This window comes from Bavariicoccus seileri WCC 4188, from assembly GCF_000421665.1.
Classification (GTDB): Bacteria; Bacillota; Bacilli; order Lactobacillales; family Aerococcaceae; genus Bavariicoccus; species Bavariicoccus seileri.
The window spans coordinates 25,353-40,358 of the sequence record NZ_ATXL01000007.1 but is presented as its reverse complement, the minus strand read 5'-3'; the positions used below and the strand labels follow the sequence as shown (position 1 = coordinate 40,358).

14 protein-coding genes are annotated in these 15,006 nt (G+C 39.9%); 3 read left to right on the top strand and 11 right to left on the bottom strand.

Annotated elements, in window-relative coordinates; genetic code table 11:
- Positions 1–4: 4 nt before the first annotated feature.
- Genes H541_RS0102745 through trpX form a run of 6 tightly spaced genes read right to left on the bottom strand, consistent with a single transcriptional unit; the run spans position 5 to position 4,823 of the window.
- Positions 5–457: a flavodoxin gene (locus H541_RS0102745; RefSeq protein ID WP_022795819.1), complete on the bottom strand. Its 453-nt coding sequence runs from the start codon at positions 455–457 to the stop codon at positions 5–7.
- Positions 458–463: 6 nt separating this feature from the next.
- Positions 464–781, bottom strand: a complete 318-nt coding sequence (locus tag H541_RS0102740) for a hypothetical protein (protein WP_022795818.1) — start codon at positions 779–781, stop codon at positions 464–466.
- A gap of 22 nt (positions 782–803) precedes the next feature.
- Complete coding sequence (locus tag H541_RS0102735; RefSeq protein ID WP_022795817.1) at positions 804–2,036, bottom strand: aminopeptidase; 1,233 nt, start codon at positions 2,034–2,036, stop codon at positions 804–806.
- A gap of 50 nt (positions 2,037–2,086) precedes the next feature.
- The gene (locus H541_RS11370) at positions 2,087–2,851 is read right to left on the bottom strand and encodes an ABC transporter ATP-binding protein (protein WP_022795816.1); all 765 of its coding nucleotides are present in this window, start codon (positions 2,849–2,851) and stop codon (positions 2,087–2,089) included.
- On the bottom strand, positions 2,851–3,747 hold the full coding sequence (locus H541_RS0102725; protein ID WP_022795815.1) for an ABC transporter permease: 897 nt from the start codon (positions 3,745–3,747) through the stop codon (positions 2,851–2,853). The genes H541_RS11370 and H541_RS0102725 overlap by 1 nt, the downstream gene beginning before the upstream one ends.
- A gap of 2 nt (positions 3,748–3,749) precedes the next feature.
- Entirely contained in the window at positions 3,750–4,823 is a 1,074-nt protein-coding gene (trpX, locus tag H541_RS0102720; protein WP_022795814.1) for a tryptophan ABC transporter substrate-binding protein, read from the bottom strand.
- 673 nt (positions 4,824–5,496) lie between these two features.
- On the opposite strand from trpX, the gene H541_RS0102715 reads away from it, so the two are divergent.
- Positions 5,497–6,360 (top strand): bifunctional hydroxymethylpyrimidine kinase/phosphomethylpyrimidine kinase, encoded by an 864-nt coding sequence (locus H541_RS0102715; protein WP_022795813.1) that lies wholly within the window; start codon positions 5,497–5,499, stop codon positions 6,358–6,360.
- Between the two features lie 102 nt (positions 6,361–6,462).
- Complete coding sequence (locus tag H541_RS0102710) at positions 6,463–7,032, top strand: ECF transporter S component (protein ID WP_022795812.1); 570 nt, start codon at positions 6,463–6,465, stop codon at positions 7,030–7,032.
- A 77-nt stretch (positions 7,033–7,109) separates the two neighbouring features.
- On the opposite strand, the gene H541_RS0102705 is transcribed toward H541_RS0102710, so the two are convergent.
- The 5 genes from H541_RS0102705 to H541_RS0102685 form a co-directional block, all read right to left on the bottom strand.
- A complete protein-coding gene (locus H541_RS0102705) occupies positions 7,110–7,784 on the bottom strand; it encodes a DUF1361 domain-containing protein (RefSeq protein WP_022795811.1) in 675 nt (224 codons plus the stop codon).
- 24 nt (positions 7,785–7,808) lie between these two features.
- Positions 7,809–9,656, bottom strand: a complete 1,848-nt coding sequence (locus tag H541_RS0102700; protein ID WP_022795810.1) for an ABC transporter ATP-binding protein — start codon at positions 9,654–9,656, stop codon at positions 7,809–7,811.
- Positions 9,649–11,802: an ABC transporter ATP-binding protein gene (locus H541_RS0102695; protein WP_022795809.1), complete on the bottom strand. Its 2,154-nt coding sequence runs from the start codon at positions 11,800–11,802 to the stop codon at positions 9,649–9,651. Before H541_RS0102695 ends, H541_RS0102700 begins: the two co-directional genes overlap by 8 nt.
- Positions 11,799–12,242: a MarR family winged helix-turn-helix transcriptional regulator gene (locus H541_RS0102690; RefSeq protein WP_022795808.1), complete on the bottom strand. Its 444-nt coding sequence runs from the start codon at positions 12,240–12,242 to the stop codon at positions 11,799–11,801. Before H541_RS0102690 ends, H541_RS0102695 begins: the two co-directional genes overlap by 4 nt.
- 197 nt (positions 12,243–12,439) lie before the next feature.
- The gene (locus tag H541_RS0102685; RefSeq protein WP_022795807.1) at positions 12,440–13,474 is read right to left on the bottom strand and encodes a branched-chain amino acid aminotransferase; all 1,035 of its coding nucleotides are present in this window, start codon (positions 13,472–13,474) and stop codon (positions 12,440–12,442) included.
- Positions 13,475–13,984: 510 nt separating this feature from the next.
- Here H541_RS0102685 and trhO point away from each other — a divergent pair.
- Positions 13,985–14,968: an oxygen-dependent tRNA uridine(34) hydroxylase TrhO gene (gene trhO, locus H541_RS0102680; protein WP_022795806.1), complete on the top strand. Its 984-nt coding sequence runs from the start codon at positions 13,985–13,987 to the stop codon at positions 14,966–14,968.
- Positions 14,969–15,006 lie beyond the last annotated feature (38 nt).

The following is a 15,006-nucleotide window of genomic DNA, read 5'->3' as shown; positions in this document are numbered from 1 at the left end:
AACACTAAGACTCCTCTGCTTTGGTCAAAACTTCCTTTGCAAACTTTTCGATAGCTAGTACATCTTCTTCCTCAGCATTAAGATCAACTAGAACTGGTTTGCTCCCACGGATTGCACCTGTTTTTTCAAATTGCTCATCAAAATCAAGTGCTGATTGACAAAACTTTTCATAAAAAGTGTCCCCTGACCCAAAGGCTCCAAAGACTTTCCCAGATAGATCTTCATCTGCTAAATCCTCATAAAAATCAACGATCTCATCGGGTAAGTCACCATCAGTCCCATAAGTATAGGTTCCGACTAAACAAATATCATAATCCAAGTAATCAGCTGGATCGGCTTCTATACAATTTTTTACCGTCACATCTACCCCTAAATCTTTTAAAGATTCTGCTAAGATATCAGCAATCTCTTCCGTATTACCGGTCAAAGAGGTATAAACGATCAATGCATTTGTCATCAGATATTACTCCTTCGTCTCTTTTAATTCATCAATGTCTTCTTGTAGACGTTCAATAGCTTGTTTTTGCGTCTCTACTTGTTTTTTGAGTTCTTGAAATTCTTCAGTATAGATGATATTAGTCGATCCCTTTGATGGATCAACTGCAGGTTCTTGATTCAATACACCCACCACAAAGACGATCATAAAGAGGAACAATACGATCAAAGCTATCGATAACCAACTGTTATGACGTAATTCTTTAGCTAGTTTAGCTTGTAGCTCTGAAACATCACTTTCCATCTGATTAAAAAGGTCTTTTGGCTTTTTAGGATCCTTTTTCATTGTTATATCAAAAGCTCCTTTATCAGATTGCCCAGTCACCTTGCTTGAAAATAGGGACTTCTTTACCATCTTTTGTTATACCATAAACATCCATTTTACTTGAACCCACCATGAAATCGACGTGCGCATCCGATCGGTTTAAGCCTACTTCTTCTAGTTCATCATCGGTTAAATCTGCACCGCCCACTACACTTGTTGCATAAGCAGACCCTAGAGCTAAATGGTTAGAGGCATTCTCATCAAATAAAGTATTAAAGAACACGATACCCGATTGAGAGATTGGAGATGGATCACTTACCAAAGCGACTTCTCCTAGACCGTTTGCCCCTTTTGTTTCAAAAACAAGTCTTCTGATTGTTTCTTCACCCTTGTCTGCCGTTACATCAACAACTTTGCCATCTTTAAAGGTAAAGTGCATACCTTCGATAATGTTACCTGAATAACTTAATGGACGGGTACTTGAAATATAACCCTCAGCTCTTCTATGATCTGGTGCAGTGAACACTTCTTCAGTAGGCATATTGGCAATAAAGCGAACGCCTTGTCTACTAGTGGACCCTGCAGCTTCCCAAACATGGTTCTTTGGAAGGCCAACTTTGAAATCAGTACCGGGTGCGACATAGTGTAATCCGTCAAACTGTGTGTCATTCAATATATCAGCTTTTGTGACCAAGTTATGTTCATGCTCATCCCAAGCCTTGATGGGATCTTCAGTATAGATTCGGCATGTTTTAAATATCTCTTGCCACAACCGATCAACCGCTTGATCGCTTGGAAGATCTGGGAACACTTTTTGAGCCCATTTTTCTCCAGCGGCTGCCGCTACTGTCCAGCTGATCTCGTTGCTTTGAACAGCCTGACTCATTGGTTTGAATGCCTTGCCCCTGTTCTTCATGGCTTCTGATAAAACGTCATGAGAAACACCTTTTAAAGCATCTGGATCACTGCTAACCACACTCAAACGACTTGCTCTTTTTTCGAGCAAGTAGCGCATTTTTTCTAATTCATATGTTGCAGGTTGTGTCACCCGTTCTTTCTCACCATATAAAAAGGTTTGATGCGAAATCACATCATCAGTATAAGAAACAATTACTTCAGCTGCCCCTCTTTCGTAGGCAACTTTAGTTAGAAGACGACCAAGTTCATACTGATCACTCGCTATCGTTATCCCAACCGTTTCACCGGTTTGGACATTTAACCCCTTTTCTATCAACAAATGGGCATATTTTGTAAGCAGATCTTTAAATTCAGTCACGGTAACAAATTCCTCCTATCGTAGCTTTGTTACCATTTTAGCACATTAACCTATAATGTTCCCATGCTATGAAATAAATTATCAATTGTTAAACTTTTCTTACTCTCACGATCGACTATTTTGACCAATTCACCGTGGTTCAAGATAAATAATTTATCGCCATAAGCGACCGCATCACTCAAGCTATGGGTTATCATCAAGGTCGTGATCCCATATTCTCTCACCAATTGATCTGTCAGTTGCATCACTAACCGCTGGGTATGTGGGTCAAGTGCAGCTGTATGTTCATCTAGCAGTAATAAGTCTGGCTTAGTCAGCGTTGCCATGACAAGAGACACTGCTTGTCGTTGGCCTCCTGACAATGAATCCATATCGGCATCAAGACGGTCCTCTAACCCCAAATCAAGTTGTTTCAACCGTTTCTTGAACAGTGGTAGGTCGTCCTTCTTTACGGAAGGCTTAAAGCCTCTTTTTTGTCCTCTCTTATAAGCTAATGCCAAGTTTTGTGCAATCGTCATTCGTGGCGCAGTGCCAAGTGTAGGATCCTGAAAAACCCTTGAGATAAAAACAGATCTCTTGGTCGTATCCGTTTGAGTGATGTCTTGTTTGTCTATCATTAATTTCCCGCTATCTAATTTAAGTTCTCCTGCTAGGCTATTCAGTAGTGTTGATTTTCCTGCACCGTTGCCACCGACGATCACCCCAAAATCAGCCTTATCAAGACCAAAGGAAATATGGGATAGGACCTTGTTTTCTTTGACGGTTCCCTTACCAAACGTTTTGCAAAAATCATCAATCACAATAAATTGGTCCATCATTTGTCACCTGACTTTCTAAATAACTGGGGTAAGTGCAATTTTTGACTAATAGTGGGCAAGGTCAAACAAACAGCGATGATGAGAGCAGAGAACAACTTGAAGTCATTTGCCTCCAGAATATCACTTGTGATGACGACCACTAGTAACAACCGGTAGATGATGGCGCCAACAATCACACAGGTTAAGCGAATTATGAAGCTGACATTCTGAAACAGAATCTCGCCAATGATGATAGCGGCTAAACCAACTACAATCGTACCGATTCCCATATTGACATCCGCATAACCATTGTACTGAGCAATCAAGCCACCACCCATACTGATTAAACCATTTGCGAGCATTATTCCAATAACAGTCATTTTTTTCGTATCAACTCCAAAAGAGCGTGCCATTCGATTATTGTCACCTGTTGCAATGATAGCTTGCCCTAACTCAGTCTTGAAAAACCAATCCATACCGACTACCACGACCAATGTCAGGAGTATACCGACCCAAAGCGAAGCATATTGTTTAAAATTAGGAGAGTCGCTGACTAGATCAATGATTGTTCTATGACTCAACAAATTTTGGTTTGGTCGATTCAATACTCTTAAATTGATAGAATACATTGCCGTCATGCTGAGTATCCCAGCTAATAAACTCGGAATACGACAGATGGCAATCAAGAATCCAGTCAATGCTCCTGCTAGCAGTCCACTCAAAAAAGCTAAAACTAATGCGATGATAGGCGAATACCCATGGATAATAGCTTGTACAGCAACAGCTGCACCAAGTGGGAAGGAACCTTCCGTCGTCATATCGGCAATATTCAAGATTCTAAAAGTGATAAACAAACCTAAAGATACGACACTCCATAAAATCCCTTGAACAACGGCAGATATGAGTAATGACATCTTTAATTTCCTCCCTCTTCACTCGGTACTACAATCTCAGCATCCTTTAATAGGTCATCTGGAATAGTGATACCGAGTTCCTTTGCTTTCTCTTCATTGACGTAAGTAGTGGTGGCAGTTGTTATTTTGATAGGGTAGTCACTTGGTTTTTCTCCCTTTAATATATCAACAATAACTTCAGCCGTTTGCTTTCCAACACCATATTGGTCAACCCCTAATCCCATAAAACCACCATCTTTAACCATTGTGTCAGCAGACGGGAATACTGGTATTTTATAGCTATCAGTTACATTAACCAAGGTGACCATAGCTGATGCGATACCATTATCAATGGGTACATATATAGCATCGACTTGACTAGCTAACTGTTCGGAAATTTGTTGAAGATCAGTCGTATTCGAGACTGTTTTAGTTTCTGATTTGAGTCCGAGTTCTTCTATCGCTTGCTCAGCTTCTTTTGCTTGCGTAGCCGCATTATCTTCACTCGCAGTGTATAAAACACCAATTGTTTCAGCATCTGGTAAAACTTCTTTAATTTGAGCAATTTGTTCTTTAACAGGCGTACGGTCACTAACACCTGTGACATTGCCTCCTGGTTTATTCTCTGAAGCTACTAGACCAGCTTCTTCAGGATAAGTGACTGCACTCATAATCACAGGCGTTGTTTTTTCAGCATTGGCTAAGGTTTGTGCCGCTGGTGTCGTGATTCCGACTAAAACATCTGGATCTTTCGCAATCAACGTTTGCGTCATCGTTGCCAAATTACCTTGATCCCCTTGCGCATTTTCCAAATCGATTGAGGCCTTCTCGCCGTTTTTATATCCTGCTTCTGCTAAACCATCATAAATACCTTGAGCAATAGCATCGAGAGCTGGATGACTCACTAGTTGAAGAATCCCAATTTGCACCTGTTCATCCTCGCTCTTATCGTCATCACTTGCTGTTTCTGTCGTATCTCCTTTAGAAGTTGCATCGGTATCTTTACCCTGTTTGGCATTATTGAAAAGAAATGGAAAACTGATTACCAATCCTAGAATTACTAAGCCTATAACTATCTTTTTAATATCGATTTTCATTTTTTGAGCTCCTCTTCTATTATGTCTATTATTTTTATAATGACACTTCAACTTTTTTAATGATGATTCATCTTTTTACTGCTTCTCATTTCAAGATTTATCCGCCATTTAAGCAAAAGAAAAAGCCGCACGACTTGTGCGACTGAACAAAAAATGCCGCACTTACTATGCGGTCAATCATAGGAAAAATGTCCTATTTCTGGATCACCACATAGAAACTCCCTCTACCTAAACGGAATTGGTTGTTTCTACACGTTGATCAACATGTGCGAGAACAACCAGACTATGTGCGTTGCCAGTATAATGTCACAGTAGCAAAATCCATGTGGTGTTCTCCTCTCCTTCAAACTTGTTGCCAAAATAATATAATATCTCCCACTTAATGTCAACACTATTATGAGATGTTGATGAGATTTATTTTAAATTGATATTAGAAAACTCGTATTGTACAATAGCGACATACTAGCGTGATATGAAAATAATCTCACAACGTTTTTTCTCTATTTTTCCTATCGTTTTCCCTAGTGACTGTTTTTCTTACTAATTTATAGTGCTTTTACCACTATCGAACTGCCACTACCAAACTTTACTCTAGCAAACTAGGGCTAGGCTTTTACGAACTAGAACTAGGCCATAAGGAACTCATACAAGATAACTATAAAGGTGATAAAAAATGACACATGTTCTCGCAATCAACGACCTTCCCGTATTTGGAAAAGTCGCTGGAGGGGTAACTTACCCCATCTTTAGTTACTTAGGGTTAAAAACTGCTTTATTACCCACTTGCGTCTTACCAACTCACTTGGGATATAAAGACAGCACACTCTATGTTGAAACAGATCTCTTAAAAACCAGCTTAGCCCATTCAAAAAAGTTGAACGATCCTGTCGATCATGTGGTCGTTGGCTTTGTTCCAACGGCCGAACAAGCTGAAATCATCACGAAGTATCTAGAAGAAAAACCATTGCCTCTCTATTTCGACCCAACCATTGGGGATAATGGTCATTATTATCGCTACTTTCAGACAGATTTTGCAAAGGCTCTTGTTCAATTAGCAAAAGTAGCGGATTATTTGACTCCTAACATCACTGAAGCCTGTTTATTGACTGATACGGATTATCCTGTTTTTTCTCAAAAAATCACTGTCAGTTTTCTAAAAGAACTAGCTCAAAAACTACTTGAGCTCAATCCATCAGCTAAATGGATCGTTTCTGGGATTGAACTTGAGGAGAGTGTTATCGAGGTATGGGTGATTTCACAGGGACGTGAACAACCCCTTATCAAGCGGTTTCGAGAACACTATGTGATGCAAAAATCAGTTGGCGTAGGCGATTGTTTCTCTCAAGTTGTTTTCGGACTCTTAATCAATCACTATAGCCTTGAGGTCGCTATTCCAGTAGCTATGGCCTTTATCAAAGAAAGCCTACAACTCACAACTGATCCTTTTGAAGGATTGACTTACGAGCCACTCTTTCAAAAGTTATTGCCCTATCGCCGATTTCCCATTAATGAAGAGGTAAGCGAACCCTATCAATAATTTATGCTTAACGCTTTTTATAACATTTGACCGCTATTAGCTATTATAGGAACAATTCGTTACTCTATTGAACTCAAGCAAAGACAAATTATGGAGGAAATTATGAAACAAAAACAATCTGACTCAACCTACAACATAGTAGTTACTGCTCTATATGCCGTATTGATTTTCTTAGGAATATCATTCTTCAGGATTCCCCTGCCTAGTTTTATCGGTGCTCCCTTTGTACACATCGGTAATGCCCTTGTTGCCGTCGGAGCTCTATTATTGGGGACTAAAAGAGGAACCATTGCAGCCGTCATTGGTCTAGCAGCTTTTGACATACTAAACGGCTATGCGGCAGTAGCTTGGGTAACCGTGCTTGAATCTTTGATCGTTATTTTAGTCATTCATCTTGTTTACCAAGTCGTGCTCAAGGGAACACCCACACCAGGCCATCTGATCATAACAGGTATCGCTGCAGCATTCACGAAAGTTGTCATTATATTTGTTAAATATACAGCGACCCAACTCATGATAGGAGCATCACTCTCAGTTGCCATCACTACTGCCGTATCAAGCATGAGTGCAACCGTTGCTTCTGCCATATTGACAGCAATTCTCGTCCCAATCCTTTACCCTATCCTATCTCGAATCATGCGCCACAAAGAAACACAAAGACATCACTATTAAGATCACACTTTAGATCACACTAGAAGTGTATAGATCACAAAACTTAGTCTATTATGATTGTCCAACTAAAAAATCGCTTAGCTATTTTTAGCTAAGCGGTTTTTTTCTATCAATCTTAAAAATATCACTAATGCAGCGTGTAGTAAGGCAAACATAGCTGTATAAATAATTCTATCTGGCATAAAGCTATGTAAAAATATCGTGACGACTGTTAGAGGGTGTTGGATGATATCCCAACTATTCAGTCGATCAAACCGTCCCATCACGATTCCTGCCCCAGTCAAAACACTGATACCAATGGTGAAAAATACCGTCGCCCACCAGCCTTTAAACTGTTGCTGCCAAATCAAAAGCATCTCGTAAAAAGCATGGTAGGTCAACATCACGGCTACAAATACAGTAGCAAATAGCAATAATAAGCGCGCCCAGATGACCCAACTCATTATATAACTTGCTTCAGTTTCTGAAACCGTATAAAAGACATCATTTTGGATATGGATCAAATCTGTCACGATATAAAAAGCATTGGGATAGAAAAGAAGCCATACAACCTCTAGAACACGATTCTGCCAGTCCCTCCTCTTCCTTTCACCTCTCGCGCTTCTAAACCGAGCAACATAATAAGGGATCAAAGCAAGGAACAGATTCCATAATAAGTAATTTTGTTCTAACCCGCTAACCTCAGAGACTAGAACGATCAATCCTCCTAATACCCCTACAAAAATTAGCATCAACCAATCTTGGTGCACCATTGTCACTCCTCAATCTATTACTAGTTACTCTGCTGCATCTGAAAACTGACTATTGTAAAGATCTGCATAGAAGCCATTCTTTTCGAGTAGCTCTTCATGGTTACCTTGTTCCACAATATCGCCATCTCTCATGACAAGAATAGTATCAGCATTTCTGATTGTTGACAACCGATGTGCAATAATGAAACTCGTCCTACCTGCCATTAAATGGTCCATAGCTGATTGGATTAACGATTCTGTTCTTGTATCTACACTTGAAGTTGCTTCGTCTAAAATCAAAATCGGTCTGTCTGCTAAAATAGCACGGGCTATGGTTAACAACTGCTTTTGTCCTTGTGAAATGTTATCGCTGTTCTCATTCATCAGCGCCTCATACCCATCCGGCAATGTCTTGATAAAATGATCAACATGGGCTGCTTTAGCAGCTTCAATGACCTCTTCATCGCTGGCGTTTAAATCACCATAGCGGAGATTTTCCATGATTGACCCATTAAACAACCAGGTGTCTTGAAGAACCATCCCAAAGTGCTGTCTGAGGTTCGTCCGCTTAAAATCTTGGATATTATGCTCATCAACCTTGATGGTACCCGAATCCACATCATAAAAGCGAAGAAGTAACTTGACAATCGTCGTCTTCCCAGCCCCAGTAGGACCAACGATGGCTATTTTTTGACCAGGTTTCACATCGATTGAAAAGTCATTGATGATCGTTTGGTTAGGATCGTAGCCGAATTTCACATGTTCAAAACTGACTTCACCCTTGATTTGGTTATCAGGGATTTCTAACGTGCCATTGTCACTTTCATTGTCAATCTCTAAGAAATTGAATACCCGTTCAGCTGCTGCTGCCATACTTTGGACTTGATTGATGACTTGAGCTAAGTTAGTGATTGGTTGCGTAAAGTTTCTGATATAAACAACAAAGGCTTGAATATCACCAATCGTCAATGCTCCATGGATAGATAAGTAACTTCCGGCAATGACAACTAGCACATATCCCAAGTTGCCCACGAAGGTCATTAAAGGCCACAGTAGACCTGAGAAAAATTGGCTCTTCCAACCTGATTCATATAGAAGACCGTTTTCTTTTTCAAAATCACTGATAACATGTTGCTCACGATTATAAGCCCGTACAATCAGTTGACCAGCAAAAGTCTCCTCAATCTGACCATTAACGACACCCAAATGCTTTTGTTGTTGTCTGAAATACCGTTGACTGAATTTCATGACCATACCAACTAACAACACTGATATCGGCAAAATAATCAGGGTAATCAGGGTCATCATCGGACTAATTGACAGCATCATGATTGCGACCCCGATAATCATGGTAAGACTGCTAACAGTCGTATTCAAACTTTGGTTCAATGACTGACCTAAAGTATCGATATCGTTTGTGATCCGCGATAAAATCTCCCCGATTGAATTACCTTCAAAGTAGCTGATCGGCACATGATTGATTTTCTCACTCATATCACGCCTGAGGTTATAAACGACTTGTTGGGTCACATTCGTCATGATCCATCCTTGAATGAAACTGAAGACACTTGCAACAGCATATAACCCAAGCGTCATTAGAATCAGATGACCAACCCGACTAAAATCGATACCACCTTGCCCAGATATCTTTTTGATTAAGCCATCGAACAATTCATTGATAGCACTACTGATCAAACGTGGACCAATAATAACGAAGACCGTACTACCAATTGCAGCGATAACAACGATAAGTAAGTGCCATTTAAAAGCCATCATATATCGGAATAACTTTCCAATGCTATTCTTGAAATCCTTTGGACGTTCACCGGCCATTGGAGAACCACCAACGGGACGTTTAACTTCCTTTTTATTAGAATCGCTTGTCTTACTCATTGTCTTCACCTGCCAATCCTAATTCTTTTTGCGAGAGTTGACTTTCAGCGATCTCTAGATAGGTCTTAGATGTCCGCAACAACTCCTCATGTGTTCCAATGCCGTCGATTTCCCCTTCATTCAATACGATTATCTTGTTGGCATGTAATACAGTAGAGATTCGTTGAGCAACGATAAGGACTGTTTTATCTGCCACTTTTTCGCTTAAAGCTCTTCGCAAAGTTACATCAGTTTTGTAATCAAGAGCGGAGAAACTATCGTCGAACATATAGATCTTAGGATTTCTGGCGATAGCTCTTGCGATGGCAAGCCGTTGTTTTTGTCCACCTGAAACATTAGACCCGCCTTGTGCGATTGGGCTCTCATATTGCTTTTCTTTTTCTTCAATAAAACCAGTTGCTTGTGCAATTTGTGCTGCTTCTAACATTGTCTCTTCTGGAATATCATCGCCACCATAAGTAATATTATCAGCAATTGTTCCACTAAAAAGAATTCCCTTCTGTGGGACATATCCCTCTATACGTCGTAATTCGGATTGGTTCATATCACGAATATCTTTATTATCGACGGTAATCGATCCTTCAGTGACATCATAAAATCGAGCAAGAAGATTTAAGATTGTAGATTTCCCACTTCCGGTACTCCCGATTATAGCGGTTGTCTCTCCGGGTTCAGCTGTAAACGTAATATGAGATAAGGTATTTTCAGAAGCATTGGGAAACTTGAAGGAAACATCATTAAAGGACACTCTTCCCACTAAGCTAGTGTAATCGATACTGCCATCTGGATTGTCAACAATATGATAGGTTGTATTGATGACTTCTTGGATTCTTTCGGCAGACACATTTGCACGAGGCAACATGATGGACATCATGGTCAACATCATAAAGGACTGGGTAATAATCATAGTATAGGTAATGAACGCCATCATTTCACCAACTTGCAATTGTCCAGAATCGATTCCCTTGGCTGCCGTCCAGACAATCAAAGAAACGATTGCATTGATAGAAAAGATCATAAATGGTTCCATCAGGGTCATTAAACGGTTGGTAAATAATTGCGTCTTTTTCAAATCAGTAGAAGCCTCATCAAAACGAGCTTCTTCATGCTTTTCTCGTGCAAAAACACGGATGACTTGTGTCCCGGTCAGAATCTCACGACTGACTAAGTTCACTCGGTCGATTAATTTTTGCATAATCCTAAATTTTGGCATTGCAAAACTGAATAAGGTTCCCACAAAGGTCCCTATAACGGCTACAGCAACAATAATAATCCAACTCATACCAGTTCTTGTTGTAGCAACTTGGACGATACCACTAATGGCCATGATTGGTGAGAATAAACCAATTCTTAATCCAATCGTCGTAGCCATTTGAATCTGTTGAATATCATTCGTTGATCGTGTGATTAAGGAAGCAGTGGAATATTGGTCCATTTCTTGATTAGAGAAATTCAAGACTTTCTTCAATAATGCTGACCGCTTCTCTTGAGCTATACGAGCAGCAACACGAGCAGCGATAAAGCCAGCGCCAATAGCTGCCAAAGTTGCCACAATAGTGAAGGCAATCATTTTAGCCCCTGTAGCAATCAAATAATTCATTTGCTTTTGATCCAGGTCAATCCCTAAATCACTGTATTCCGTTTGTAAACTAGCAATGGCCATCTGATCAAGTGTTGTTCCTGGCAACTTTTTGGTCTGCTCAGTTGTGACGGCCTTAAATTGTTCCAATTGTTCTGATGGTAGCTGATCTGATGCTAACGTTTGGATCAAAGTTTCCTGATCAAGTCCTGCCGTTTGTTGAATCGTAATAAAGGCTGCTAGAGGTCCCCTGGTGATAGCTGCTAATGTGTCTTGTTCTTCATCAGTCAAGCTTCGATTCAATTTGTATTTATCACCAGTTAACTCATAGAATTGTTCAAACGTCTTCTTGTCATCCTCTTTTAATAAGACTTCAATGGCTTTGTAAGTCTCTGGACTAAGCATCTCTGGAGCTGGACTCTCGATCCCTTTTTGTTGGATTCCAACGTCTACTAAGTCACTTGTATAACCTGGTAATGCCAATTCACCATATGCCCTAAAGACTAAAAGCACTAAGATAACGAAGATCCAACGAACATGATTCTTCAAAAAAGATATCAGGGTCATTTATTTGCCTCTTTTCTATCTATATCGTTATTATTATGATATATTTTTTTCATGATTTCAGTATATTTTACAGCATCTTCTTGACCTAATTGTGTCAAGACCTTAGTCAAATAGGCGACAGCTTTATCCTGCTGAGCTGCAATCACTGAATCTCCTTTTTCAGTGATAATTACTTTGGTACACCGATGGTCGGTTGTTGAAGCCTTACGGGTAACTAGACCCTTCTCTTCTAATCTTCTTAGAATCGCAGCAACACGAGCACTGGTGATTCCCATTATTTTACTGATTTCCCGAGGAAAAAGAGAGTCTTTACTATCTTTCAATAGTAAGAGTACATATTCTTCTCCTCGAGACATCTGATTGATATGACGCACTGATTTTTCACGATGCACTAAATACATCGGTTCAATCAGCTCACGTGCCAATTCGGCAAAATCCAACTTTTCTCCTCCTCTTCAGATAGATAACACTGTTAGCTATTTTAGCTATTTTTGGCTAATGAGTCAAAAAAATCTCCTCATAAAAAGGAGATTTTTTTATATCATCACATACTAGGTCTGATTCGTCCTCAATAGCCACTAATCAGATCTAATTTAAATCAAACAGCGTTCTCCACTTAAAAGAACTAAAAAAAGGCTTAGGCTTCTGTGATTGGAACCTTTTGGATCCAACCTTCTGGTCCCTCGACATCACCAAATTGGATTCCTACGAGAAGATCATACAATTTTTGAGTTACTGGACCTACTTCTGTTTCGGAGTAAAACTCGATGAACTTGTCATGATATTGCATACCACCAACTGGTGTGATGACTGCTGCTGTTCCACATGCTCCCACTTCTTTGAATTCGTCCAATTGATCTAAATAGACGGGTTCTTCTGAAGTTTCTAAACCGAGTTTGTGTTTAGCAAGATATAACAATGAATATTTAGTGATACTTGGTAGAATTGATGGTGACAATGGTGTTGCAAATCGATTATCTTTAGTAATACCAAAGAAGTTTGCCGAACCAACTTCTTCTATCTTCGAATGAGTAGCTGGGTCTAGATAAACAGCATCAGCAAAATTACGTTTCTTAGCTTCAGTCCCAGGAATTAAGCTACCGCCATAATTCCCACCAACCTTAGCGGCACCTGTTCCTTTAGGAGCTGCTCTGTCATAATCAGTAATCCAGAAATTAGCAGGTTTGATGCCACCTTTGAAATAAGAGCCAACTGGAGTTGCAAATATCGTAAAGATATATTCTGGGGCAGGGGAAACACCAATCGTGTCACCGACTCCGATCACTAATGGACGGATATATAACGTTGCGCCAGTTCCGTATGGTGGAATATATTTAGCGTTAGCATTTACAACTTCCTTAACTGCCTCGACAAACTTATCTTCTGGGAATGCAGGCATCATCAAGCGTTCACAACTAGCTTTTAATCGTTTGGCGTTTTGGTCAGGTCTAAATAAATTGACACTACCATCTTTACATTGATAGGCTTTCATTCCTTCAAAACAGTTTTGCCCATAATGGAGGGCTGTAGATGCTTCACTGATATGTAAGGTTGAATCTGTCGTTAATCCCCCTTCATGCCACTCGCCATCCTTATGTACTGACAAATATCTAAATGGCAACCTACGGTACTGAAATCCTAGATTTTCCCAATCCCAATCGACTTTCTGCATTTTCTATCCTTCCTCTCTTTTGCTGATCAGAGGCAGATCCATCCAGTGGGCACTCAATGTGTCCAACTCACATTACTTGTTACGAAATGCTGACATGAACTGTCCTAATATGGTGAACATGATAACATTAAAATTTGATGAAATAAACCACTTATTCTAATAAATTTGAACTTTTTTTACTGAACAATATATTTTATACACCGAAAAAGAGAAACTTCGCTCACTTCGCTTTCGTGTGAGGTGAGCTATCTATTGGAAAAAGTCTATTTTGGGTAAAAAGATTCACCTCCAAATAGGACAGATTAAGCGCTTTTCTTCTCATAATTGACATCATTTGACCCTCTAAAACGTCCATTCTCAAAAAAATAGACCATCACCAATCACTCATTCAACACCCTCAGTCGCAAAGAACCGATAGAACAGTTTGTGAAAACAGTCCCATTGTTGCTATAAAGACGACAATCGTTTAAAGTATTAGCAGTGAATTTATTACTATAGGGGGTCACTATTATGAGTACTGCAAACTCAGATTATCGCGTTTTACTCTATTACAAATACGTTCCGATCGAGAACGCTGAAGAATTAGCACAGAAAGAACTGGCCTATTGTAAATCTATTGGCCTAAAAGGAAGAGTCATCATAGCTGATGAAGGTATCAATGGTACTGTTAGTGGACCGACAGAAGTGACACAACAGTATATGGATCACCTGCATGACATGACTATTTTTAAAGATCTATGGTTCAAGATTAATGATGTTGCTAATTATGCTCACAAGAAAATGTTTGTCCGTTACAGACCAGAAATCGTTTCCCTTCACCTTGAAGATGATATCGATCCGCTGGAAGTAACTGGAAAACACCTGTCACCAAGCGAATTTCGTGAGGCACTCTTAGACGATGACACTGTTGTCATAGATGCCCGTAACGACTATGAATATGATCTCGGCCACTTTAAAGGAGCCGTACGTCCAGACATACGTTCCTTCCGCGAACTACCGCAATGGGTCAAAGACAATAAAGAAAAGTTTATGAATAAACGTGTTGTCACCTACTGTACCGGAGGCGTGCGCTGTGAAAAATTTTCTGGTTGGCTATTGAAAGAAGGCCATACAGACGTTGCCCAGTTAAACGGGGGGATTGAAAACTACGGCCAAGATCAGACGACAAAAGGTGACCTCTGGGACGGTGTAATGTACGTTTTCGATGAACGCATCAGTGTCCCTGTCAATAGAGTTGAGCACACTATCGTAGGAAAAGATTGGTTTGACGGCACACCATGCGAACGATATATTAATTGCGGTAACCCCGCTTGTAACCGTCAAATATTAGCGAGCGTTGAAAACGAGTATAAGTATCTTGGCTCTTGCTGCCATGACTGCCGAATTGCTAAAAATAATCGCTATGTTAGTAAACACCAGTTAACACAAAAAGATCTAATAGATCGTCTAGCAGCCATTGGGGAAACATTAGAAGAAACTACAACTTGCTTCTAGACGAAATTCAACTCTTCTTGATTTCTTAGCGCTTACGT

Excerpts from the sequence above, each read along its gene's own strand:
- H541_RS0102745 (WP_022795819.1), bottom strand. The coding sequence starts at position 457 with ATGACAAATGCATTGATCGTTTATACCTCTTTGACCGGTAATACGGAA.
- H541_RS0102740 (WP_022795818.1), bottom strand. The coding sequence starts at position 781 with ATGAAAAAGGATCCTAAAAAGCCAAAAGACCTTTTTAATCAGATGGAA.
- H541_RS11370 (WP_022795816.1), bottom strand. The coding sequence starts at position 2,851 with ATGGACCAATTTATTGTGATTGATGATTTTTGCAAAACGTTTGGTAAG.
- H541_RS0102725 (WP_022795815.1), bottom strand. The coding sequence starts at position 3,747 with ATGTCATTACTCATATCTGCCGTTGTTCAAGGGATTTTATGGAGTGTC.
- trpX (WP_022795814.1), bottom strand. The coding sequence starts at position 4,823 with ATGAAAATCGATATTAAAAAGATAGTTATAGGCTTAGTAATTCTAGGA.
- H541_RS0102715 (WP_022795813.1), top strand. The coding sequence starts at position 5,497 with ATGACACATGTTCTCGCAATCAACGACCTTCCCGTATTTGGAAAAGTC.
- H541_RS0102710 (WP_022795812.1), top strand. The coding sequence starts at position 6,463 with ATGAAACAAAAACAATCTGACTCAACCTACAACATAGTAGTTACTGCT.
- H541_RS0102705 (WP_022795811.1), bottom strand. The coding sequence starts at position 7,784 with ATGGTGCACCAAGATTGGTTGATGCTAATTTTTGTAGGGGTATTAGGA.
- H541_RS0102700 (WP_022795810.1), bottom strand. The coding sequence starts at position 9,656 with ATGAGTAAGACAAGCGATTCTAATAAAAAGGAAGTTAAACGTCCCGTT.
- H541_RS0102695 (WP_022795809.1), bottom strand. The coding sequence starts at position 11,802 with ATGACCCTGATATCTTTTTTGAAGAATCATGTTCGTTGGATCTTCGTT.
- H541_RS0102685 (WP_022795807.1), bottom strand. The coding sequence starts at position 13,474 with ATGCAGAAAGTCGATTGGGATTGGGAAAATCTAGGATTTCAGTACCGT.
- trhO (WP_022795806.1), top strand. The coding sequence starts at position 13,985 with ATGAGTACTGCAAACTCAGATTATCGCGTTTTACTCTATTACAAATAC.